We start from the raw sequence: 21,408 nt of genomic DNA on the forward strand, positions 1-21,408 counted from the left end.
CCAAATACGAAATCTATTCAAGGGACTCAATCCCCAAATAAACGATTTTCAAAAACCCGCATAAACCGGCGGGTTTTTTTCTTTTAACCCATGCAGCGAACGCTAATCTTTGCAAAATGTGCAATATATCAGGCTAAAAACCTTTAATTTTGGTAATGCCTGACCAAACGGGCAACTAATGAATGGCCCTAATTGATATCTCTTTACCCCGGTCGGTTGCCAGAGCGTTGCGGTTGCCTGCGAAGTCGCCCAGAAGGCAGCAGATCAGGGTGTTAAAGAAATTGCTGAAAAAAGCCCGGTTTACCGAATTCGGTCAAAAATACCGGTTCGATGAGATCCTATTGAGCAAACATGCCGGGAAAAAATTCCAGCAACTGGTCCCCACCTATGATTATAACAAGATATATGAAGAATGGTGGCATAAAACACTAGAAGGGAAACGGGACATTTGCTGGCCTGGAAAGATCAAATATTTTGCCCTCAGCTCCGGAACCTCCGAAGCTGCCAGTAAATATATACCCATCACCAATGATCTGATGCGGGGTAACCGCATCGTCATGATCAAACAATTACTTTCTTTACGCACTTATCACGATATTCCTGTAAAAAGTATTGGCAAAGGCTGGTTGATGCTGGGCGGTAGTACCGACCTGCAAAAAGGACCCGGGTACTATGCCGGCGACCTTAGCGGTATAACCGCTAAAAAAGTACCGTTCTGGTTCTCCCCCTTTTATAAACCAGGTAAAAAAATTGCCCGTACCAAAGACTGGAACAGCAAAATTGAAGCTATTGTTGAAGAAGCGCCTAACTGGGACATTGGTTTTGTGGTAGGCGTTCCGGCCTGGATCCAGATGTGCATGGAAAAGATCATTGAACGTTACCAGCTCAATTCCATCCACGATATGTGGCCGAACCTGGCCTTTTTTGTACATGGGGGCGTTTCCTTTGAACCGTATAAACAGGGTTTTAATAAACTGGTGGCCAAACCGCTTACATTTATTGAAACCTACCTGGCCTCGGAAGGCTTTATCGCTTACCAGGACCGCCAGGATACCCCAGGTATGAAGCTGGCGCTGAACGACCATATCTTTTTTGAGTTTGTGCCCTTTAACGGGGATAATTTCGATGCCGACGGCAACCTGGTTGAAAACCCGGAAGCCCTGATGATTCACCAGGTTGAAGAAGGGAAAGACTATGCGATCCTGCTGAGCACTACTGCCGGCGCCTGGCGTTATTTGATTGGCGATACCATCCGCTTTGTTGATAAGGAACGTTGCGAAATAATCATCACCGGCCGAACCAAACACTTTTTGAGCCTTGTTGGCGAACACCTGAGTGTTGATAATATGAATAAAGCCATCAAGCTGGCCAGCGAAGAAATGAATGTGAACATTCCCGAATATACGGTGGCGGGTATCCCCCACGGCCTGTTCTTTGCCCACCAATGGTGGATAGCCTGCGACGATGCCGTGGATACTGATGTACTGCGTCAGAAGATCGACAACTGCCTCAAAGAATTGAACGACGACTATGCGGTGGAAAGGAACAGCGCGCTGAAGGAAGTTTACCTGAATGTGCTGCCTGTTTCAAAATTCATGGAATTCATGCAACTGAAGGGAAAGATCGGTGGGCAGCATAAATTTCCGCGTGTTATGAAGGGTAAGATGTTCGAAGACTGGGCAAAATTCATAGAAACGGGAACTATTTCGCAACCAGTATAGCAATTGCTGATTTTTGGATTTAGAAATTTTGCGCATACGCCCGCATATTGAGAATTCTCAAGATCTCGAAATCCCGAAATCTCGAAATCCCCAATATGTTTTCCTACCTTGCGTTCACGTATAATAAAATTGGAAGATCTATAAGGAATCAGCATGTGGCAAGCCATAATTTATGGGTTAACGCTGGGATGTATACTTGCGCTCTCTGTAGGGCCCGTAATATTTACCGTAATAAAGCAAAGTTTGAATAATGGACATACCGGTGGTTTGGCTTTTGTGACCGGGGTATGGATCAGTGATATAATATTAGTGGTTGTAAGCAATGCCTTTTCAGCATTTGTTACCGGGTTAATGGCTTACAAAAGTGTCATTGGCTATTTGGGCAGCACCTTTCTGGTGGCAGTTGGCATTTTTTATTTGTTCTTTAAAAAAGTGACCCTGCGTACCGATGCCGAAGGCAATGCCCTGAAATTCCGCAAACGCGACATGTTTAGGATCCTTTCCAGCGGCTTTTTATTGAATACCCTTAATCCCAGCATCTTTCTTTTTTGGCTGGGCACCGCATCGGCTTGTTCTAAATACAGTTTTAACCAACGCTTCCTGATCTTCTCCATTTGCCTGGCCGTAAATATTGCTGCAGATATCTTAAAAGTAATGCTGGCCGGTAAATTGCGCAACAAACTTACCCTGCACAACATTTCATTAATAAACAAGATCTCGGGCATCATCCTGGTAGGGTTTGGTCTCGTGCTCTTTTATGCTGCGTTTTTTCATCCCGACAGGATCATGGGCCATTAACAAATTTTGCTATAACAGATCCGCCGTTTCTTTTCAGCTTCCTTTAACAAATCATTAGTTAAATAACAAAACGGCCCTGTGTAACTTGTTGCCGCATGAAGCAAGCTATACTATTAATATTACTGGTATCTGTAACGGAAGTAGCCTTATCCCAAACCTCAGATTTTATTGTATTAAAAAAACGGAACAACCGTACTTTAAAGACCTACTATCCCGGCGCTTTTATTTCGGCCAAAACATATAATGGTTTCGCTATAAACGGATTTATAAAAGAGATCAGGAACGATTCTATCATCATTCATCAGGAGGAACGGCAGCTGGTAAACAAGGGCTTTGGCATGGAGCTCGATACCGTAGCCTATTTGGTAGCGTTCGATTACCACGACATTAAATCATTTCATTACACCAGTCAGTATACCTGGGGCCGCAAAAGAGGATTTGCTGTAATAACCATTCCCCGCCTGATGCGGCTGGGGGGCGTTGGCTTTCTCACTCTGGAACTGGTGAATACCGCATACAGAGGAGAATCCATTACTGCTAATAATAAACTGGTGCCTTTAGGCATTGCGGCCGGAGTGGCCGTCACCGGTTTTGCCATTACTTATTTTCAGAATAAGAGCGATAAAGCAGGCGGCAAATACAAAGTGGTGTATGTGAAAAACAGCCATTAAGAAAATATTGTCACCCGCCGCAACGTTAAATGAACAGCAATCAAAATTGTATCTTGCAGGCCAAAGCAGTTCCCTACTCATGTCAACTAAAACGAAAGAAAAAGCCCTTAGGATCTGGCGTATTGTAAAACGGACTTTACTCTTTCTGTTTCTATTCCAGCTATTTTATATTCTCCTGTTAAAATGGGTTGACCCGCCGTTTACCTTAACCCAATTGGGTAGCTTATTTGGCGGAAATGGGTTGAAGCGGGATTATGTGCATATGAAAGAAGTTTCTTCCTATGCGCGGTTGTCGTTCATTGCTGCTGAAGACCAACTGTTTCCCGATCATAATGGGTTCGACTGGAAAAGCATTAATAAGGCGATGGAATACAACAAAAAGAAGCCCAACCGTATTAAGGGTGCGTCCACCATCAGCCAGCAGGTAGCCAAAAATGTTTTCCTGTGGCAGGGCCGCAGCTGGTTTCGTAAAGGATTGGAAGTGTATTTCACCTTCATGATCGAATTGTTATGGGGAAAGAACCGCATTATGGAAATGTACCTGAATGTTTCAGAAATGGGACCCGGTATATTCGGGATAGAAGCCGCCGCACAGAATTATTTTAAAAAGCCCGCCAAAAAACTCACCCGGGCCGAAGCGGCTATGATTGCATCATGCATGCCCAACCCCAAAAAATATACGGTAAAACCATTATCAAGATATGTGGCTACCCGTTACCCCTGGGTTATGAAACAAATGGCCTTTTTGCAAAACGACCCCGATATTCAAAAAATACTGCAATAGCTATTTCACTTCCAATTCGAATTCAGTGCTGTTGATGGTCGGGAAACCGGTCAGCACACTGCCGATACATATACGGGCGGTATATTTCTTTTTCGGTAAATAGGCGGGAATGTTAACTGTAAGCGTGAGGGTATTGCCGGTTAAATTTTTTACGGTAGACCCCGAATTAATAAGTGCTATTACATCCCAATCTTCATACAATGCCAGCCAGATGTTCGTTTCGCTATAGGCCGGCTGCTGAAACAGGGCTTTATAGTGATTGGGCGCACTGATCTTTGTATTTATTTGAATTGTGTGGGGTTGCGGAACAGAACAACTGATGCCTGAGAACAGCACCCTCGAAAATGAATAAAAACCTTTAACTATACTTTCATGCGGAAACGACCACCCATGTGGTTTAAAGATACTCCTGAGATACGCATCATCATCGGGCAGGTCAACATAAACATCTTTGCCGATCAATGAATCTTCTATAGGCCACATATTATAATTATTGCGGCGATAATAAGGCGAGTTTAGGGAGAATGCGATGTTTCCCGAATAGAACCAGTATTTGGAAGCCTGCTGGTAGGTGTTTACAAATACAACCGGTAAATTCCCCGCTTTATTGCGTATCTCGGTTGTTCGTTCCCGGTTTCCATGGAACTCATTCCGCTGTATCCAGGAAACGGCCGGGAACCAGGACATAAGATAAAGGCGGGCTGCCAGCACAAGTAATAAGGTAACCGGCAAACTTCTGTATAACCATTTTTGCAATTGATAATGTTGTACCAGGTGCCGGTGGCTCAACACCATCAACGGTATAAAGGCTACAACCGTCCAGTTGGCTTCAACCCGGCCTTTGTAAGTACTTATAAGAAATATGATGTACGTACCGGCTAATGTGTACTTCAATGCCCGTTCCAGTCCAGAAACCGGGCGGTATCTAAACGCCCCCCACAGCAGGAACCAGCCCATGACCGGACCGGCAAAAAGAATTTGTCCAATCAGGTATTCGGTAGTGAACCTGAACTGGTAGTGCGAAGCATTCCGTTCGAACAAATGATATTGAACCGAGGGGAAATTATGTTTATACTGCCAGTAAAGATGTGGTGCAAATAACACCAGGCAAACCAGTGCCGCTACGTAGGTATAACGGTTGGCAAATAATTTAGGGTTCGATAATAATGTAAAAGCGATCACCAGTATACCATGGTACTTGCTGTATAACATTAAAGCCATGCAAATGCCCAACAGCAGGGCGCTGATGTAATTGGTGTTTTGCAGGAACCGGTTGTACAACCAGAAGAAGAGTACTACAAAAAATAACAGCGGTATATCAGGAGCCGCCAGCATGCCGCCAATTTGTGCAACCACCAGTGATAACGCTACGGCATAAAATAATCGATCGTCTTTTTTACAGGTGAGTTGATGAACAAAATATATAGTGGCGGTATTCAGGATAACAATAAACAGGCGAACGCCCAGTTCGTTATGAAAGATCGCATAACCAACTCTTATCAATGCAGCAACCATTGGGGGATGATCAAAATACCCCCAATCTAAAAACCGGGAATACACCCAGTAATAGGCTTCATCATCGAGTAATTCTGTGGTGGCTGCCTGAATAATATTTATCAAAGCCCATCCAAGAAAAAATAGCAAACGATGATTTCTCTGCAGAGCGTTTTGCATACGACAACAACAATGCAATCATAAAAAGAGTTCTATTACTCAAATAAATCATTCACCGACTGAACGGCTTTTTGAAACCGCTCATCATAATTTCCGGAAATCTCAATCCAGGGAACAGATTGATTGGTCAGGATATTTTTGTAGATGCTGTATAACTGTTGTCGGCGGGTCAGATCGGGGTACTCACGTAAAATATCTTTTACCCAAGGTAAGTCAATATTGCATAAAAGGTATAAATCATATTTTCTTTTTGTAATCTGATCAGGTATCCAGGTGTGGCATTTGCCAAAAACAAAATCACACCATACTTTCATTACGTACTGGTCGGTATCAATGAACAGTAATTTTGAATGGCCCGCTTTTTCAATATAGCTTTCTTCAAGCGCCACCTGCCCCTGGGCAATGGTAAGCAAATCGTCGTAGGTATATTCGGTGCCATGTTGTAATAAGTATTCCCGGGCATATTCAGGCACCCAACTGGTTTTATAATAATTGGCCAGTTGTTCGCTCAATGTACTTTTGCCCGTTGACTCAGGGCCTATTACAACCACTTTTTTCATTATCCCCATTAATTGTTTTTGCCAAAAAGGTCAACCTGTTCAGGAATTTTGTTAGCTGCTTTCAGTGCCCGCTTTCGCCATTCCAGTAATCCGAACACCGCCATTACCAATAATATAAAATAAAAAACACTGGTGAACACATAATGCTTAACAAAGTATAACGGTATGGAGGCTATGTTGGTGACGATCCACCAGAACCAGCTCTCCACTTTCTTTTTTGCCATCAGCCACATGCCGGTGAAAGCGGTGGAAGAGGCAAATGCATCGGCCCAGGGAATGGTGGCTGAATTAAATGCAGATTTAAGCCAGGTAAGTGCGCTGAAAATGGCAACATAGAAAAATGCACAAAATAATAGTTGCTGAACCCATTCACGGCCGGTGGATAATTGAACGGTTACCACATAATGCTGCTCCTGATCTTTTTTCACCCATAATACCCATCCGTAAATACTCATGATGGTATAATACAGGTTAACGCTCGCCTCGCCATACAGGTGGCCATCCACGCTCAGGAATATGTAAATTACGGTGCTGATAAGGCCTACCGGGTATACCAGAATATTTTCAATTCGTGAAAACCATACGCTGGCAATGCCTGCAAACACGGCAATATACTCCCACCACGTCGTGTTGCGCATGTCATTAACGAACTGACTGATTACTTCTTCGTACGTCATGCTGTAAAAAAATGCAAGATAGTTCTATTGAAGAAATATTTATCGTGACCCAATTCTCCCCACGTCATGCCGGTTTCCGATATTTGACCAACAAAATAGTTATCAATTGAGTTATTTTACCAATAAGACCGTTTGGATAACCGGCGCTTCTTCGGGCATTGGAGAAGCGCTTACGTATGAACTGGCCAAACAGGGCGCAAAAATTATTATATCGGCCCGCCGCGAAGCAGAGCTTAAACGCGTACAACAACAGGCCTGTCCGAACGGATCATCCGGGCAGGCCGGCGGCTCGAATATAGTCATTCTCCCCCTCGACCTGGAAGCTGCGGCGACCTTTCCTTCAAAAGTACAGGAAGCCGTGAGCGCATTTGGCCAGATAGATATCATGATCCACAATGGGGGTATAAGCCAGCGGGGTACGGTAATAGACACGCTGCCTGCCGTACAACGAAAAGTAATGGAGGTTGATTATTTCAGCTATATAGAACTTACCAGGCTGTTGTTGCCGCATATGCAACAAAGAAAGACGGGGCATATTGTCGCCATCAGCAGTGTTATGGGCAAAATAGGAACTCCCATGCGCTCGGCGTATGCGGCGGCCAAACATGCCCTGCACGGATTTTTTGATTGCCTGCGCGCCGAAGTGTGGAACGACAAGATAAAAGTGACCCTTATTATGCCGGGATATATTCGAACGCAGGTTTCCCTGAATGCGGTTACTGCTTCGGGCGAGAAATTGAATGAGCTGGGTAAAAACATTGGGCATGGCTACGAGGCGGGTAAAACCGCTCAACAGATCCTGCATGCGATACAAAAGGGGAAATTCGAAAAATATGTAGGCCGGCCTTTTTCACAGGAATGGATGGCCATTCACCTGATGCGGTTATTTCCATCGATGGCCATCAGGGTATTTAAAAATGCCGTACCGCAATAGTGCCATCATACAATTCGCAGAATTTTTTAAGGTCCATTAATCCCTGGGTAACCTGCTGTTTGAGATTTTTGTGCAGCATATAACCCATTAAACGCCCTATTGGGTAAGGGAAAGTGCCGAAGTTGAGCCAGGTGACCTTGGTTTCATCGGTGCCCCATTCTTCAAATTGCCAGTTATCGCGGGCAGAAACCTTTACCGGTTTCAGCAATTCAAAATCGAAATGAATATGCCGTTCGTCAATGTCGCGCAGGGTAAGACAGCCCGCGCCGATCTTTGTTCGTTTCCATGAATATTTATGGCCCGGCCGTTTCGATATACCGGTTATATTACTTTCACTGGGGCTATCTTTTGGCTGCCAGGGATTCCATAATATATGATTGTGAAAATCGGCCACTTTATCCATCACAAAATCACACGGCTTTTTAATTATAGCTGATTTCTCTATAAAATACCCATCCGGTAAAAATAAGGCGATGATCAACAGGAGCACTATCACCACCACCAATGCTGCCAAAATATACAGAAAGGTCATAAACCTGCTGTTTTGCTGAATTTACTGCATTCCCGCAACACAGCCAAGCCGGTGCATAAATAACCGGCCACAAATTAAAAGTCGAACCGCATGGTTGCCGTGGAATAAAACAGATTGTCGGCTTTTTGCGAACTGCCATTGGCTGTTACTACATTTTGGGGTAAAACATACGCAGGTGTTATGATGAAATTCATTTTGCCAATACCATATATAATGGAACAGGAAAGTTCATACGATAATATGCTGAACCGGCTGCTGCTTTCAGTTACAGTTTGTTGCCCGGCAGGAAAGATCAGAAACTTTTTTTCCTGTAGCCAGGTTTTAGAAAATCGCTGTGTACCAAAATAACTGTATGCTGCAGGCGTGATCACAATAACGCCGCTTTTCCCTACGGGGTCAATCCTGAAAGCATGGTCGAGCCCGGCATAGGCGCCAAAATCAGTTTGATTGCTGAATTTCGCATCGGCCCCACCGTTTACAGAAATCACTTTGTTGGTATTGGTGAATCTTATGCCTGCCTGTTCTTTTACTACTGATTGCAATAAGCTTATATCGGCATTGTAAAAAAAGCGGGCACCAAAAATACTTCCGCTCCAATTGCCTTTTTTGTTTTTGAACTTGTAACCTGCCTCTATGGTAGTAGCTCCATAGGAAGTAGCAATGGCATTATTGATGAAAATAAAATTCGAGAACAGGTACAATCCATTACTTAGCGTAATGCCGGCAAAAGGATAGAAAGCCTGGCTTTTAAGACTGTCGGTTCTGCCATAATAATTGAGCCCCGAATTAAATGATACGCCGGCGGTAAAAGTTATTTTCTTTTTTGCAGAAGTGACAACGGAATCGGTTTGTTGCGCCTGTAATACCAGGCATGCAATAGCCAATGGAAAAAGGGTGATTACTTTTTTCATAAAAACCATGTTGAAAGTGCGGGTTGAAAATACCTTCCCGGTCCATGACCGGGAAGGTTATAGAAGCATAGGGACTATTGTTTGCTGGCTGTTACGGCAGTTTCACTGCTTGCCTGGGTAGATGAAGAAACGGACGTGTTTGAAGCGGTTTCTTTCACTGCTTTTGCGGTGTTGGCAGTAGTTGATCTTACTTTTCCGGCTGTTTGCTGGGTTTTTTCAACGGCCACTTCTTTTGTTTTTTGAACTTTTTCTATTGCGGCGCCGGGTACCTGGTTGCCCGCCTGGTTATTTGAATTGCTGTTAATGGTAACGCCATTACCAGCACCTGCAGCTACAGCCACGTTGTTATCACTGTTAAGTGTAGTAGCTGACCCTGCATTGCCCTGCGCATTGGCGCCGGCATTGGCATTCACAGTAGTATTACTTGTTACATTACTTACCTGCGAACCGGCATTGGCTGCACCTTTCTTTGTTGCTGAAACAGTATTGGCTGTCACCGATCTGGTGGTATTCACTGTTTTTTGTGAGGCACTTTGAACACTTGAATGGGTCGATTGAACGGCTGTGCTGGCACCGCTGGTACTAATACTGGAAGCAGTATGCAAGGTGGCCGAAGTAGCGCCACCCAAACTGAGCTGTGCTTTTGAAACTGTTGCGATCATTGTGGCTGCTGCAGTAGTAATAAACAGGATGTGTACTTTCATAAATCTTGATTTTAGTTAAATAAATAGTCGTTTTATGGTTAAGACAAAGGTTGCCTTCTTCAACCGGCTGCATGGGAAATATGCTGCCTGTTGAAACAAATCAGTGCCATTAAAATTTTAGCTGTTCAGATAAGGGGTACGCTTAGGGGGTAAGTACAGGTTGTACTATCTGGGTTCTTGTTTTGACCTTTTCGATGGATAATGGTTTAATCGGTCTTCTACGGTTTATGAAAGGTGAAATTTTCCCGTTCACATATGTACAAAAAAAGACCTTCCCTTTTGGGGAAGGTTTAAAAACGCGTTAAATTATATTAACAGAGATATGTTATTCTGCTTCTGCCACTACTTCTTTAACTTCAGGGATCATGCGCTTCATCATTCCTTCAATACCTGCTTTTAAGGTTATCATCGATGAAGGGCAACCGCTGCACGAACCTTGCAACATCAGGTTTACAACACCATCGCTGTAGCTTTTGAATTGAATAGCGCCACCATCCATTTCAACTGCAGGCTTTACATAGTTTTCCAACAATTCCTTAATACGCTTCACCACATCATCGTCATCGGCAGCTACCATATTGGAGCTTTCCGGTACAATGGTAGCAATCTCTTCTTCATTGATCACTACTTTATTTTCTTCCAGGTATTCTTTCAAAAACTGGCGAATGGTAGGTATAACATCATTCCATTCTGTTTCAGGAGTTTTTGTAAGCGTTACGAAGTTGCTGGCAATAAAAACGGCTTTTATAAAGGGAAAACCAAATAATTCAGTAGCCAGTGGTGAAGGCTTTGCATTTTCCACATCCGGAAAATCAATGCTTTTACCCGGGTACAATAATTTGTTAGCCACAAATTTCATTGTCTCCGGATTAGGCGTCATTTCTGTATAAATACTAATGACAGGATTTCCTGTTTTGATCATGATACTTCCTTCTTTTAAGTTGATTACAAAAATAACAAATGCCCGCTGCAAATGTTTCTTATTTTGGAAATCTTTGCGCGGTGAAATAAAATAGGCCGGGCGGCTAATTGACCATTCCAGGAGGGCTAAAGCCGTATACGGAGGGTTTTCTGGTCCCCGGTTAGCCTTTTTTAATGATCGCAATCATCTTCATGGGCGTGGTTGTGTACCCGGCAGGCCCTGAAATTGATCAAATGAGCGGAAACGATCAATAATACGGCAAAAGGCAGGATCCACAATTGGTATTGATGCCATATTTGTTTGGCAATCAACCCGGTAATGCCGGCAGAAAAGATGATTATGGGGAAGGGGCTGTGATGATGCTTTTTATAACCATGGCGCAGTGAATAAACGCCAATGCCAAAGGCCAGCAGGATCATAAAATATTCAAAGGCCTGATTTTCAATGATATTTATGCCTAAAACAGGCAAACTGGATAAAAGCAGGGGCAATATTGCGCAATGGATAGCGCAGGCCAGTGAAGCCGCCACCCCCATTGCATCCCAGTTTACTCTAAAATTCATTGCCCGAAGATAAGAAGTAAATTCAAACGCATGCAACTTTGTTGCAAAATGATTCGTTATAAAATAAATTCATTGGTGGGCGGAACGGGTAACCGTACCTTTGATGGCTGAAAAATGATTTCTATTATGCGCCGGAAATGGATCTTTTATATTGGGTTTTTTTTGGTGTTGGTTATTGGCTTTTATGTGGCCTTAACGCAGGTTATTCCGGGCTTTGGCGAGGTTAAACTGCCAGTGGTAAGCCGCGTTCAACCCTTCAGCTTTACCAACCAGGACGGGCAGCAGATCACCGAAAGAATCATGGAAGGCAAAGTATATGTGGCGGAGTACTTTTTTACCACCTGCCCCAGTATATGCCCCATGCTGAACACCAATATGAAGAAGATCTACGAGGCTTTTAAGGATGAACCCGGTTTTTTGATCCTGTCGCACACCGTTGATCCCGAGAACGATAATGTGGCCCGGTTAAAATGGTATGCCGATTCCATGCACGTAAATACCCAGCGCTGGATATTTGTAACGGGTCGAAAAGACAGCCTGTACCAGGCCGCCCGCAACAGCTACCTGCTCGATGACCCCGCGAATAACCTGCAGAACATAAACGACCAGTTCCTGCATACCCAGTTCTTTGCCCTGGTCGACAGGAACGGACGGGTTCGTAAAATTTATGATGGACTGAAAAAAGCCGAGATAGAAGAATTGAAGAAAGACATAAAGCGATTGTTGAAAGAACGCGGCTCAAATGAGCGGTTCTCAAATAATATATTTGGCAGCTAACACTACCTGTGGTTAAAGAAGATCAAATAATGGAAGCACAGATAGACGAAATACTTCGTAAAAATCAATTGAGTGTGACCGGTAGCCGCAAACGGATCCTGGAATTATTCCTGGCGAGCAACGGGGCGCTGGCGCATGGAGATATTGAAAAAAAGACCGGCGAAAAATTCGACCGGGTAACCGTATATCGTACGCTGCAAACCTTTCTCGAAAAAGGCATCATTCATACAATACCAACCCCCGATAATTCGGTGCTGTATGCCCTGTGCAAAGACAATTGCACCGAGGGGCATCACCACGATAACCATGTTCATTTTATTTGCCGTGAATGTGGGAAAACTATTTGTCTAGCCGATATTACCATCCCTGAAGTAAAACTGCCCGGTGGATTTCTGCCACACGAATACCAGATGATTGTGACCGGTCTGTGCAAGGAGTGCCGGTAAAAACTTGACGAAGATCATGAAATTTAGATCTCCGGTTACCCGGCAACGGTGTATTAGGAGAAAATAAAGCCGTGTATCCCGGTGTACAATAACCGGTTTTTTATTGTATGCCTGTTCTGTGATCAATATATTGAGAAAAGCACTGAATTGATTAACTAAATAGCAACGCTCAATCAATTTTGCTTAGATCAATCAAAACATAGGCCAGGCCTGGTTTTGCTTTGTTTAGAATAATTAAAAAACTATTAAAATATATAAAAAAACAAAGCCCCGATGTAGAAACACCGGGACTTTTGGTTAAGGCTCTGATTAGTAGCTATTTTATGATGGCAGGTAGTTGAACTACCCTTATCTAACTATTTTTAGTGCTACAAATATAATAGAATGAATTAATATTTCGCATACCATGAACTGGGTATTTTTTTCCCGGCTAGGGATGAACGTTTAGCTTGTCCATTTCGCCTTTAACAAATTGCATTAACTGCTTTATGTAGTCGGGAGAAAAATTAAATACAAGTCCTGCTGCGCTGTACAATTCAGGCAGTGTTTTGGTTCCACCCAATTGTAAAGACATCATATAGTTATTAAGTGCTGCTGCTTTATTTTGTCTGAATTGCATCCATAACCCGATGGCGCCTAACTGGGCAATACCATATTCAATGTAATACAGGGGCACTTCAAACAAATGCAGCTGTCTTTGCCAGGCATAGGTGCGATATTCTGAAAGTCCTTCCCAGTCAATTACCCCACTCGAAAATTCGTTCAGGATCTCCATCCACTTTGCCGCCCTTTCTTCTGTGGTATGTGAAGGGTTTTCGTATACCCAGTGTTGAAACTTATCAATGGTGGCGATCCAGGGGAAAATGGTGATCACTCTTTCCAGCTGGTGCTCTTTTGCCCTGATCAGGTCTTCTTCATTGTCAAAGAAAACATCCCAGGCATCCATGCTGAACAATTCCATCGACATGCTGGCTACTTCGGCTATCTCCATGGGATACTCTTTGAAAGAGGTTAACTCCAATGGATGGGCGAGGAAGGAATGCACGGCATGACCGCCTTCATGTACCATGGTGGTAACATCGCTCATTTGCCCGGCCGCATTCATAAAAATGAAGGGGGCGCCTGTTTCGGCGAGCGGACAGTTATACCCGCCGGGGGCTTTCCCTTTGCGGCTGTCGAGATCGAGCCTTTTCATTTCACCCATTTTACGCAGGCAATCGGCGAAGAAGGGGTGTACCTGGTCAAAACATGCAATGCTTTTTTCAAGCAGTTCACCGGCTGTGCTGAACGGATTCAGCGGCGTAATGCCTTCGGGTTCTGCTTCCGAATCCCAGGGGCGTAAGGAAGGGAGGTTCAGTTTTTTCTTTTTCCGTTCATTGATAATATTTACCAGGGGCAGTATGTGCTGTTTTACTGCTTCGTGAAACTGGAAGCAATCTTCCTTGGTATAATCAAAACGGCCCAGCTCTTTGAATTTATAATCCCGGTAATTATCAAAACCGGCATTTTTAGCCACCTGGTGTCTTTTCTGCACCAATTGCGTATACAGGTCATTGAGCGCCGCCTTGTCTTGTAAGCGTCTTTCGTTGATCTTGCGGTAAACGCTTTCGCGTAAAGCACGGTCATGGCTTTCTAAAAATTTGGAAGCCTGTTGCAGGGTATATTCCTTTCCCTCAACCTCAACCGTCATTTTACCGGCAATGGTGCCAAACTGCTGGGCCAGTACGGCCAGCTCTGATTGCAGGGGAATATTTTCTTCGCGGAACAGCTCTATGCTTTTGCGTACACTGCGCAGGTAAGTAAAATATTTATCCTTGTCGAGCGCAGTGATGAACGGACTTTCAACCAGTTTTTTATTCAGCTTATCGGCGTAGGGTTGAATTTGGGGCTGAATTTGCGTTACAAAGAAAACGAATGCTTCTTCCAGCGCCTTGTTTTCGGTATCGCAGGTCATTTTGATCTGGCGCCAGCAGGCATCTTCACTCACCACGGCTTCCAGCTCGCTCATGTCGTGCAACCATTTCTCCAGGTCAGCTTTTGAATTAATGGGTCTGTCGAGCAGGTTCTTGAAATAAGGTTCCAGATTGTCCCAGGTAGTTACAGTAAAATCTTCCGGTAAAAACTGCCGGGGCAACTTTTTTATGTCTGCAGTATAATTCATTTGATCACCTTTTTAAATAAGAAAGCTACAAACTTCAGGTATAAAAACCAGCAGCCTGTAGCTTTAGTTTATTAAAGTTTTCTAAATTACTTTTTGGCGTCTTTTTTAGGAGCCGCTTTCTTTTTAGCAGGCGCTTCTTCAGCACCGTCAGCGTCTTCTTTTTTGGCTTTGGGAGCCGCTTTTTTCTTGGGGGCCGCTTCCTTCTTTTCTTCGTCGCCAGCTTCGCTGTCTTCTTTTTTAGCCTTGGGGGCCGCTTTTTTCTTGGGCGCTTCTACTTCTTTAGCTTCTTTGGCCTCTTTAGGCTCTTTGGCGGCTTTTGGCTTTTCTTCTTTGGCCGTGGCTTTTTCTTCTACTACGGGAGCAGCTTCCTCTACGAGTTCTTCCTCAGGGGCAGCTTCTCTTAATTTGATCTCAACATTATTTGATTTCAGCACGCCGAACCATTTTACCATTTTCTTCATATCGCTGGAGTATACCCGGTCGAAGTCGAGGTCGGCATATACTTTTTCGAAATATTTTTTAACGGCTGCGTTATCCTTTTCATCGGGCAGTTTTTCGCCGCTGCTGTCCATGGCTGTGAAAATATCAACCAGGTTAACATTATCCCGAACGGTATATACTTCAATGCTTTCGAGATGAGAAAAATTATGTACCCTGCTCGAAACAAATTTTGTGCTCTTGTCTTCCAGTGACCGTACAATAGCGCCATCAGATTTACTGCTCACCAATTCGAACAATCCTGGTAAACCTGTTACGGCAACAATTTTAGCGTATTCCATATCAATTCAAAATTTTTAAGGAGTTGCAAGATAATCTGATTTTGGCAAACGGTGTTCCAAAATAGTCTGAAAGATAAGTATCCCAATACAGGGCCGGGGGCCGGTGTTGGGGTAGTGCCAACCGCTTTTGGGGCTTTTTACGACTTTTAGGGCCCTAAATTTTCATTCAGCCGCAGGTTTTTAGCTAAAGCAGCATCCAATATCCATACACTTACTTAAACTAAATCTCATAGCATCATGAAAAAAGTGATTTTTTTACTAGCGATTGCCATAACCGGTGTATTAGCCGTACAGGCCCAGGGCGGCGGGGGCGGCGGATTTCAGCGCCGGACTCCGGAAGAAAGATTGAAGATGGTTAAGGAAAAGCTGACCGACCTGAAGCTGGATAAGGACCAAACTACCAAAAGCGACAGCGCTTTTTTAGATTATTATAAAGCGCAGGAAAAAATGTTTGAAGAGATGCGGGCCGGTGGTGGCGCCCCTGACCGCGACGCCATGCGTGAAAAAATGCAAAAACTGGCCGCAGAACGCGACGAAAAGCTGAAAAAGATCTTTACTGAAGATCAATTCAAAAAGTGGCACGATGAAATAGAGCCTACTACCCGCCCGCAACGCGGCGGTGGAGGCCCTGGTGGCAACCGCGGCGGTGGCGGTAACAATTAATGGCTTTGATGCACACGTTATAGGATGTACCCCGGTAATTATATTATCGGGGTTTTTTTTGGTCAATGGTGAATGGTCAATGGATCCGAATTTTTGAGGTTTCCGTTTGTCCGGAATCCTACCGATTCGCGAGTTATTCACCATTGACCATTCACCCCTATTGCCCCATCCATTGCTTGAAGGCGGCGGCGTTTTCCTGGCTTATTATAATGTCCTCGGTGACCAGGGGCACCACCTCGAGCAGGAGCTTGCTTTTGGGATAGGTCTTTATCCGCTTTATAGCACTCATATTTACCAGGTATTTGCGGTTAACCCGGTAAAAAGCGGCAGGGTCAACCTGGGTCTCAATATCGGCCAGCGACTGGTCCATGATAAACTTCTGACCGCTGCTGTCAACCATACACACCAGCTTGTGGGTGGCATAAAAATAGGCCACCTCTTCCGTTTTAATACTGATGTAGTCGGTGCCGCGTTTTACGAGGAACCGCTTTTTATAACCCGATTGGGATAGTTGGGAAGCTGCCTGGGGCCAGTCGGCCAGGGCTTTGTAACCGGCGGTGAAATGTTGTTTCAGCTTTTGGTATTTGTTAAGGGCGGCATCCAGTTTTTCGGGTTTTACCGGCTTCAACAGATAATCAATGCTGTTATGCTCAAACGCTTCCTGCCAGTATTCGTCATACGCCGTAATAAAAATAACCGGGCATTCCACGTTTATTTCTTCAAATATTTTAAAGGATAATCCATCGCTGAGCTCAATATCCATAAAAATAAGATCGGGTGCGGGATGCTCCTGCAACCAGCTGATGGCTTCTTTAATACTGCCCAGCACCCCTTCAACAAAAACCGGTTGATTGCAAACGGCCAGCAATGACAATAATTTTTCTGCTGCCGGTTTTTCGTCTTCTATGATTACACATTTCATCCGAATAATATTTGTTAGGCAATTTTCAGCACCGGTAATGAAACCGTGAAATCACTGGCTGATTCCTTTACGCTGATCTCCTTACTGGTTGTTAATTTATAACGTTCGCCCAGGTTATGTAAACCAATGCGCGAAGAGGTTTTTCGTAAAACTTTTTTCCGTACCTGGTTATGAATGATCAATTCATCGTTTTGCATTTCGATGGTAATTACCAGGGGAACGGCATCTGAAAACTCATTGTGCTTGATGGCATTTTCAACCAGTATCTGCAATGAAATGGGTGGAATAAGATACTGATCGTACAAAGCTGCGTCAAAATGTACCTGCAATTGTACCGCCTGTTCAAACCTGATCTTTAACAGGGAAAAATAATCGGTTAAAAATCCCATTTCTTCATGCAGCAATACCAGCTCCCGGGCCTTGTTTTGAAGAATATAACGGTAAACATCAGCCAGGTTATCGTTGAACCGCCTTGCTTTGGGCGGATCTTTTTCAATAAGATGCGATAAAGCGTTCAGCGAATTAAAAATAAAATGCGGGTCAATCTGATTTTTGAGCGCCTGCAGCTCTGCTTCGGCCCGCGCCCTTTCCAACTGTTCTTTTTTCAGTTTTTCATTTTCGGCTTCCCGCACCAGAAAAACAGTTTCATAGATATGTGTAATGAACAACACACATATCATAATGATCAGGGTGGTGGTCCTGATGGTTTCCCACTGCACCACGCCGCTATTGAATAGCTTGTACCAGATAACCAGTAACAAAGCGCTGATTGGAATAGTATAGAATGAGATGGCCAGCACCAGCACAACAATTTTACGAACCGGTTTATTGAACCAGTCAAAATAACTGCGCAGGGTAAAAAGCAAATAACGGTTCCCCTCCCATATTATAAAGGCAATGCCAATGGTAAATAAAAAACTGAGCTTGATTGTCCAGGTACTCAGGGCATGTTGATCGACCATACCGGTAACCAACGGTATAACCACCCCGCAGGCGGGAATAAGTATTACCCTGAACCCGATATCGTTCAGCGGCTCGGCGCCGGGTATTTTTTTGATCGGCTTATTTTTGATATTGATCGCCTGCTTTTCCAGCCTGATTCCCTTTTAGTTGAAGGTGTAAAAATTAGCAAATAGATTTGAAATAACCATAAAACGTGTCGGGGTTCGCCATATGCCATGATAAACAGGTACGCCGGCGGTTTTATGAAAAATTATTTGTTTATGATGATGCCCTTAATAAACTGGTGGGCGGTGCTTGTTGCCGGCATTTCTTCTTTTGTTGTAGGCGGAATATGGTATTCACCAGGTTTGTTTGGAAGGGCCTGGATGAAAGACAACAATTTTACCGAAGAGGAAATAAGAAAGGGCGGGAATAAAGGAAAGATATTTGGCTTTACGCTTATTTTCTCGCTGTTGATGGCTGTTAACCTGGCCATGTTCCTGGCAACGCCGGCTGGTTGTCCTTCGGAATGTGCGGCCAAACCTGATATTGCCTGGGGCGCCACAGCCGGTTTTTTGGCCGGCATCTGGACCTTTTGCGCCATCGCCATACACAGTTTGTTTGAACTAAAGCCCTGGCGGCTGATCTGTATAAACGGATTTTACAGTATGGTGGCGCTTACATTAATGGGCGCCATTATTGGAGCCTGGCGATAGATAAAAATTTGATAACACCTGCATAGTATAACTTTTGTTCTAATGTATAGCCTTGAAAAATTACTGAGCATTATTAAGCTCGCTTACTACCTTATTCTACATAGTGTCCTTCCGAAGTGATCGAAAAATATTCCTGAAGGGCGTTTATAATACAGGTCCCGGGTTTTAAAAAGCCCGGGACCTTTGTTTTTCAGAAGTGCGGTCTTACGTGAACCTAAGTAGAAGATCTTTTGGGTTTTACAGGGACCTAACCCGGACATAACAGGGACCTCACCGGGACCTTACCAGGATATTATCCTTATGAGGTCCTTTTTAAGTCCTTGAAAAACCCCTGTTTGTTTCGGGCGGGATCCTAAAAATCCGTTGTACCGCCCAAAAAATTTGGTCAACTGGCTGTAAATAAAAAAAGCGCCCCGATGCATCGGGACGCCTTTTACGCCTTGCCGGTTATGCCTTGCCGGACTATTTATTTCATTCTGGTAAACGTAATTTCCATAGTCTTGAACTCCTCACCACCCTGGTTCATATACATTTCCAATTTTTGGGTATTGTCATTAACCGCGGTAAAAACCTGTCTTACATCCATTTCCTTGCCGGTGGCAGGGTCGGTTGTTTTACCTTTCATGGTAGCGCTTTTTGTGGCATTGTCCCAGGTGCCTTCCATATACATTATGCCGGTTCCCATATTATCGATCCAGGTACTGATAAGCATTTTTTTTGCATTGTCCCAGGCTAAAGTACCCTGGCCTTCGAAGGGCTGGCCCATCATGTTGCCGGTATGTGTGCTTTGCTGGTAACGGCCGCCCATCACCATTTTATTTACGCAGGTAGAAGTGCTTTTGGTGGGTGGGGCGCCTGGTTGCATCCAAAAGGTTACATCCTCTTTCCATTTTCCATCCCATTTGGCAATCATCTTATGTACATCGCCAGGCGTCATATAATCCGTCCAGGCTTTCATTTGATCCTGTGTTTGTGCACTGGCCTGAAAGCCGTAGATGAAGAACAGAGCGGCAGATACCGCAATGACTAGCTTTTTCATGTCTGTTAGTTTTAGTTAAAATTACAAAATCAAAAAAGGTACCAATATGCAAACTGATCAATATCAATTAATACCCGATGAAACAGGAATGCGAAGGGATGAAAAGGCAGGGGATCAGTACGGGATCTGTACCTTCAAGCAGTTATCCAAAAACATAACGTTATGAGAGAATATCTTGCTATTACGGCATTGTTGCTGGTATGTATACATGCATCTTTCGGCCAACAGGTAACTTATACCGGTAAGGAGTTTAAACCACTACACGGTTTAAGCGGTTTGTGAAAAATGGATATGCAACGTGGGGCCATATACGAAGAATGGACCGTTCAGGAGGATGGGAAGCATATCTCCTACTTCTTACTTCGCGCCTCAATCAGGAAACTGCGATTTATCGATATTGGGAATAATGCGCAATGCATTTTTATAATATACTTTCTTCAAAATAGCATCGGGTAATCCCATGCCATACATGGCCCAGAATGCATGGTACTTTTTGTGGTAAGGAAAATATTCATCATCTGTTTCCAGCACCCTGAAATAGGTGGTATACTCTTCGGGCACCCAACTGTCTTTTCCAAACAAAATACGGTCCTGGTATTTTTCAAAGAACTGGCGGGCCATACGGGGCTGGCGGCCCAGTTCGGCAATCACAGCGCCAAATTCAACCACTACGTTCGGCATTTCATCTAACAGCTGTCCGAGTTTGGGGAGGTTATTGGGATACCAGCCAAAATGCGCGGCAATAAATGTAGTGTGGGGATGTTTTTTGAACATGCGGTGTTGTTCTTCGATCAATACTTCCCACGGCGCGGGGTCAGTATCGCTTCTTTTGCGGCCAGGGTGTGATTCGATCTCGAGCCAGCGTTCATTGTGTTCATCTTCCGGGTCCCAGAAAGGTTTGGGATCGGCGGTATGGATGATCACCGGTATTTTTAACTCACCGGCTTTATCCCAAATGGCGTCGAGGCGGGGATCATCAACCGTTACCCGTTTGCCGGTATTGTCTTTTACAGATAGTCCCAGGTTCTTGAATATCTTCAGGCCATTGGCGCCATATTTTACATCTTCTTCCAATTGTTTCACCGCTTTTTCCGTCCAGCCGGCTTCGCCTATACCACTGAAATCAATATTGGCAAAAACAATAAACCGTTTGGGGCTGGTTGAGCGAATATTGTCGATCTTGTTTTGCAGGCTTTTACCATTATCGCCACTGAGGTTCACCATCACTGCCATATTGAGTTTGTCCATGTCTTTTACCAGGTCTTTGAGATCTGAGGGCGACATGCCTCGTTGGTGATTATGTACATCGATGAATGGATATTTGGCGCGGGTTAATTTATGTTCCGGTACAACAAGCGTTGATGTTGGCGTATATTTTTCAAAATCCATGTGCGATGATTGCGCACAGGCGGTATGAAGCAGTAGAAGGGAACCGGCGATGATGCTTAGTGTCCTCATGCAACAAATTTTTGACAAATTAGGTGCATTTGGTTGCAATTGGAAACCGGTGGT

The 21,408-nt window shown here is 44.1% G+C and carries 23 protein-coding genes; 9 read left to right on the top strand and 14 right to left on the bottom strand.

Annotated elements, in window-relative coordinates; genetic code table 11:
- Positions 1-182: 182 nt before the first annotated feature.
- The 4 genes from A3860_RS02980 to mtgA all read left to right on the top strand — a co-directional run bounded on the left by A3860_RS02980 (position 183) and on the right by mtgA (position 3,974).
- The gene (locus A3860_RS02980; protein WP_081145031.1) at positions 183-1,721 is read left to right on the top strand and encodes a GH3 family domain-containing protein; all 1,539 of its coding nucleotides are present in this window, start codon (positions 183-185) and stop codon (positions 1,719-1,721) included.
- Between the two features lie 153 nt (positions 1,722-1,874).
- Entirely contained in the window at positions 1,875-2,519 is a 645-nt protein-coding gene (locus A3860_RS02985; RefSeq protein ID WP_245843461.1) for a LysE family translocator, read from the top strand.
- 95 nt (positions 2,520-2,614) lie between these two features.
- Positions 2,615-3,190, top strand: coding sequence for a hypothetical protein (locus A3860_RS02990; protein ID WP_081145032.1), 576 nt, complete (start codon positions 2,615-2,617; stop codon positions 3,188-3,190).
- Positions 3,191-3,269: 79 nt separating this feature from the next.
- Positions 3,270-3,974 (top strand): monofunctional biosynthetic peptidoglycan transglycosylase, encoded by a 705-nt coding sequence (mtgA, locus tag A3860_RS02995; protein WP_081145033.1) that lies wholly within the window; start codon positions 3,270-3,272, stop codon positions 3,972-3,974.
- Here mtgA and A3860_RS03000 read toward each other — a convergent pair whose 3' ends face one another.
- The 3 genes from A3860_RS03000 to pnuC form a co-directional block, all read right to left on the bottom strand.
- Complete coding sequence (locus A3860_RS03000) at positions 3,975-5,594, bottom strand: ArnT family glycosyltransferase (RefSeq protein WP_158085123.1); 1,620 nt, start codon at positions 5,592-5,594, stop codon at positions 3,975-3,977.
- A gap of 89 nt (positions 5,595-5,683) precedes the next feature.
- The gene (locus A3860_RS03005) at positions 5,684-6,208 is read right to left on the bottom strand and encodes an AAA family ATPase (protein ID WP_081145166.1); all 525 of its coding nucleotides are present in this window, start codon (positions 6,206-6,208) and stop codon (positions 5,684-5,686) included.
- 8 nt (positions 6,209-6,216) lie between these two features.
- Positions 6,217-6,885 (bottom strand): nicotinamide riboside transporter PnuC, encoded by a 669-nt coding sequence (pnuC, locus tag A3860_RS03010; protein ID WP_081145035.1) that lies wholly within the window; start codon positions 6,883-6,885, stop codon positions 6,217-6,219.
- Between the two features lie 106 nt (positions 6,886-6,991).
- On the opposite strand from pnuC, the gene A3860_RS03015 reads away from it, so the two are divergent.
- Positions 6,992-7,819, top strand: coding sequence for an SDR family NAD(P)-dependent oxidoreductase (locus A3860_RS03015; RefSeq protein WP_081145036.1), 828 nt, complete (start codon positions 6,992-6,994; stop codon positions 7,817-7,819).
- Here A3860_RS03015 and A3860_RS03020 read toward each other — a convergent pair.
- The 5 genes from A3860_RS03020 to A3860_RS03040 all read right to left on the bottom strand — a co-directional run bounded on the left by A3860_RS03020 (position 7,797) and on the right by A3860_RS03040 (position 11,451).
- Complete coding sequence (locus A3860_RS03020; protein WP_081145037.1) at positions 7,797-8,351, bottom strand: SRPBCC family protein; 555 nt, start codon at positions 8,349-8,351, stop codon at positions 7,797-7,799. The two genes, A3860_RS03015 and A3860_RS03020, sit on opposite strands and share 23 nt — an antisense overlap.
- 74 nt (positions 8,352-8,425) lie before the next feature.
- A complete protein-coding gene (locus A3860_RS03025) occupies positions 8,426-9,262 on the bottom strand; it encodes a hypothetical protein (protein WP_081145038.1) in 837 nt (278 codons plus the stop codon).
- A gap of 74 nt (positions 9,263-9,336) precedes the next feature.
- Entirely contained in the window at positions 9,337-9,966 is a 630-nt protein-coding gene (locus tag A3860_RS03030) for a hypothetical protein (RefSeq protein WP_081145039.1), read from the bottom strand.
- Between the two features lie 325 nt (positions 9,967-10,291).
- The gene (locus A3860_RS03035) at positions 10,292-10,888 is read right to left on the bottom strand and encodes a NifU family protein (RefSeq protein WP_081145167.1); all 597 of its coding nucleotides are present in this window, start codon (positions 10,886-10,888) and stop codon (positions 10,292-10,294) included.
- Between the two features lie 170 nt (positions 10,889-11,058).
- Positions 11,059-11,451, bottom strand: a complete 393-nt coding sequence (locus tag A3860_RS03040) for a MerC domain-containing protein (RefSeq protein WP_081145040.1) — start codon at positions 11,449-11,451, stop codon at positions 11,059-11,061.
- A gap of 126 nt (positions 11,452-11,577) precedes the next feature.
- Between A3860_RS03040 and A3860_RS03045 the strand changes: the two genes are divergently transcribed.
- Together A3860_RS03045 and A3860_RS03050 are read left to right on the top strand one after the other, a co-directional pair.
- A complete protein-coding gene (locus tag A3860_RS03045) occupies positions 11,578-12,228 on the top strand; it encodes an SCO family protein (protein WP_081145041.1) in 651 nt (216 codons plus the stop codon).
- A gap of 29 nt (positions 12,229-12,257) precedes the next feature.
- On the top strand, positions 12,258-12,674 hold the full coding sequence (locus tag A3860_RS03050) for a Fur family transcriptional regulator (protein WP_081145042.1): 417 nt from the start codon (positions 12,258-12,260) through the stop codon (positions 12,672-12,674).
- Between the two features lie 430 nt (positions 12,675-13,104).
- On the opposite strand, the gene A3860_RS03055 is transcribed toward A3860_RS03050, so the two are convergent.
- Entirely contained in the window at positions 13,105-14,835 is a 1,731-nt protein-coding gene (locus tag A3860_RS03055) for a M3 family oligoendopeptidase (RefSeq protein WP_081145043.1), read from the bottom strand.
- An 86-nt stretch (positions 14,836-14,921) separates the two neighbouring features.
- On the bottom strand, positions 14,922-15,614 hold the full coding sequence (locus A3860_RS03060; protein ID WP_081145044.1) for a DUF5606 family protein: 693 nt from the start codon (positions 15,612-15,614) through the stop codon (positions 14,922-14,924).
- 237 nt (positions 15,615-15,851) lie between these two features.
- Here A3860_RS03060 and A3860_RS03065 point away from each other — a divergent pair, with 237 nt between their 5' ends.
- Positions 15,852-16,277, top strand: coding sequence for a hypothetical protein (locus A3860_RS03065; RefSeq protein ID WP_081145045.1), 426 nt, complete (start codon positions 15,852-15,854; stop codon positions 16,275-16,277).
- 157 nt (positions 16,278-16,434) lie between these two features.
- Here A3860_RS03065 and A3860_RS03070 read toward each other — a convergent pair whose 3' ends face one another.
- Both A3860_RS03070 and A3860_RS03075 read right to left on the bottom strand, forming a co-directional pair.
- A complete protein-coding gene (locus tag A3860_RS03070; protein WP_081145046.1) occupies positions 16,435-17,199 on the bottom strand; it encodes a LytR/AlgR family response regulator transcription factor in 765 nt (254 codons plus the stop codon).
- A 14-nt stretch (positions 17,200-17,213) separates the two neighbouring features.
- The gene (locus tag A3860_RS03075) at positions 17,214-18,161 is read right to left on the bottom strand and encodes a sensor histidine kinase (protein ID WP_081145047.1); all 948 of its coding nucleotides are present in this window, start codon (positions 18,159-18,161) and stop codon (positions 17,214-17,216) included.
- A 261-nt stretch (positions 18,162-18,422) separates the two neighbouring features.
- Between A3860_RS03075 and A3860_RS03085 the strand changes: the two genes are divergently transcribed.
- Entirely contained in the window at positions 18,423-18,857 is a 435-nt protein-coding gene (locus tag A3860_RS03085) for a DUF1761 domain-containing protein (protein ID WP_081145168.1), read from the top strand.
- 466 nt (positions 18,858-19,323) lie between these two features.
- Here the strand turns inward: A3860_RS03085 and A3860_RS03090 are convergent, their stop codons facing one another.
- Together A3860_RS03090 and A3860_RS03095 are read right to left on the bottom strand one after the other, a co-directional pair.
- Positions 19,324-19,896, bottom strand: a complete 573-nt coding sequence (locus A3860_RS03090; protein ID WP_081145049.1) for a DUF1579 domain-containing protein — start codon at positions 19,894-19,896, stop codon at positions 19,324-19,326.
- 369 nt (positions 19,897-20,265) lie between these two features.
- Positions 20,266-21,354 (bottom strand): amidohydrolase family protein, encoded by a 1,089-nt coding sequence (locus A3860_RS03095; protein ID WP_081145050.1) that lies wholly within the window; start codon positions 21,352-21,354, stop codon positions 20,266-20,268.
- Positions 21,355-21,408: the final 54 nt, after the last annotated feature.

Source organism: Niastella vici (assembly GCF_002077945.1).
Classification (GTDB): domain Bacteria; phylum Bacteroidota; class Bacteroidia; order Chitinophagales; family Chitinophagaceae; genus Niastella; species Niastella vici.

Bases quoted from the DNA above. Each gene is read 5' to 3' on its own strand.
- A3860_RS03035 (WP_081145167.1), bottom strand. From the start codon at position 10,888: ATGATCAAAACAGGAAATCCTGTCATTAGTATTTATACAGAAATGACG.
- A3860_RS03085 (WP_081145168.1), top strand. From the start codon at position 18,423: ATGATGATGCCCTTAATAAACTGGTGGGCGGTGCTTGTTGCCGGCATT.
- A3860_RS03030 (WP_081145039.1), bottom strand. From the start codon at position 9,966: ATGAAAGTACACATCCTGTTTATTACTACTGCAGCAGCCACAATGATC.
- A3860_RS03040 (WP_081145040.1), bottom strand. From the start codon at position 11,451: ATGAATTTTAGAGTAAACTGGGATGCAATGGGGGTGGCGGCTTCACTG.
- pnuC (WP_081145035.1), bottom strand. From the start codon at position 6,885: ATGACGTACGAAGAAGTAATCAGTCAGTTCGTTAATGACATGCGCAAC.
- A3860_RS03095 (WP_081145050.1), bottom strand. From the start codon at position 21,354: ATGAGGACACTAAGCATCATCGCCGGTTCCCTTCTACTGCTTCATACC.
- A3860_RS03065 (WP_081145045.1), top strand. From the start codon at position 15,852: ATGAAAAAAGTGATTTTTTTACTAGCGATTGCCATAACCGGTGTATTA.
- A3860_RS03005 (WP_081145166.1), bottom strand. From the start codon at position 6,208: ATGAAAAAAGTGGTTGTAATAGGCCCTGAGTCAACGGGCAAAAGTACA.
- A3860_RS03075 (WP_081145047.1), bottom strand. From the start codon at position 18,161: ATGGTCGATCAACATGCCCTGAGTACCTGGACAATCAAGCTCAGTTTT.
- A3860_RS02990 (WP_081145032.1), top strand. From the start codon at position 2,615: ATGAAGCAAGCTATACTATTAATATTACTGGTATCTGTAACGGAAGTA.
- mtgA (WP_081145033.1), top strand. From the start codon at position 3,270: ATGTCAACTAAAACGAAAGAAAAAGCCCTTAGGATCTGGCGTATTGTA.
- A3860_RS03055 (WP_081145043.1), bottom strand. From the start codon at position 14,835: ATGAATTATACTGCAGACATAAAAAAGTTGCCCCGGCAGTTTTTACCG.
- A3860_RS02980 (WP_081145031.1), top strand. From the start codon at position 183: ATGGCCCTAATTGATATCTCTTTACCCCGGTCGGTTGCCAGAGCGTTG.
- A3860_RS03070 (WP_081145046.1), bottom strand. From the start codon at position 17,199: ATGAAATGTGTAATCATAGAAGACGAAAAACCGGCAGCAGAAAAATTA.
- A3860_RS03020 (WP_081145037.1), bottom strand. From the start codon at position 8,351: ATGACCTTTCTGTATATTTTGGCAGCATTGGTGGTGGTGATAGTGCTC.
- A3860_RS03050 (WP_081145042.1), top strand. From the start codon at position 12,258: ATGGAAGCACAGATAGACGAAATACTTCGTAAAAATCAATTGAGTGTG.
- A3860_RS03090 (WP_081145049.1), bottom strand. From the start codon at position 19,896: ATGAAAAAGCTAGTCATTGCGGTATCTGCCGCTCTGTTCTTCATCTAC.
- A3860_RS03045 (WP_081145041.1), top strand. From the start codon at position 11,578: ATGCGCCGGAAATGGATCTTTTATATTGGGTTTTTTTTGGTGTTGGTT.
- A3860_RS03025 (WP_081145038.1), bottom strand. From the start codon at position 9,262: ATGAAAAAAGTAATCACCCTTTTTCCATTGGCTATTGCATGCCTGGTA.
- A3860_RS02985 (WP_245843461.1), top strand. From the start codon at position 1,875: ATGTGGCAAGCCATAATTTATGGGTTAACGCTGGGATGTATACTTGCG.
- A3860_RS03060 (WP_081145044.1), bottom strand. From the start codon at position 15,614: ATGGAATACGCTAAAATTGTTGCCGTAACAGGTTTACCAGGATTGTTC.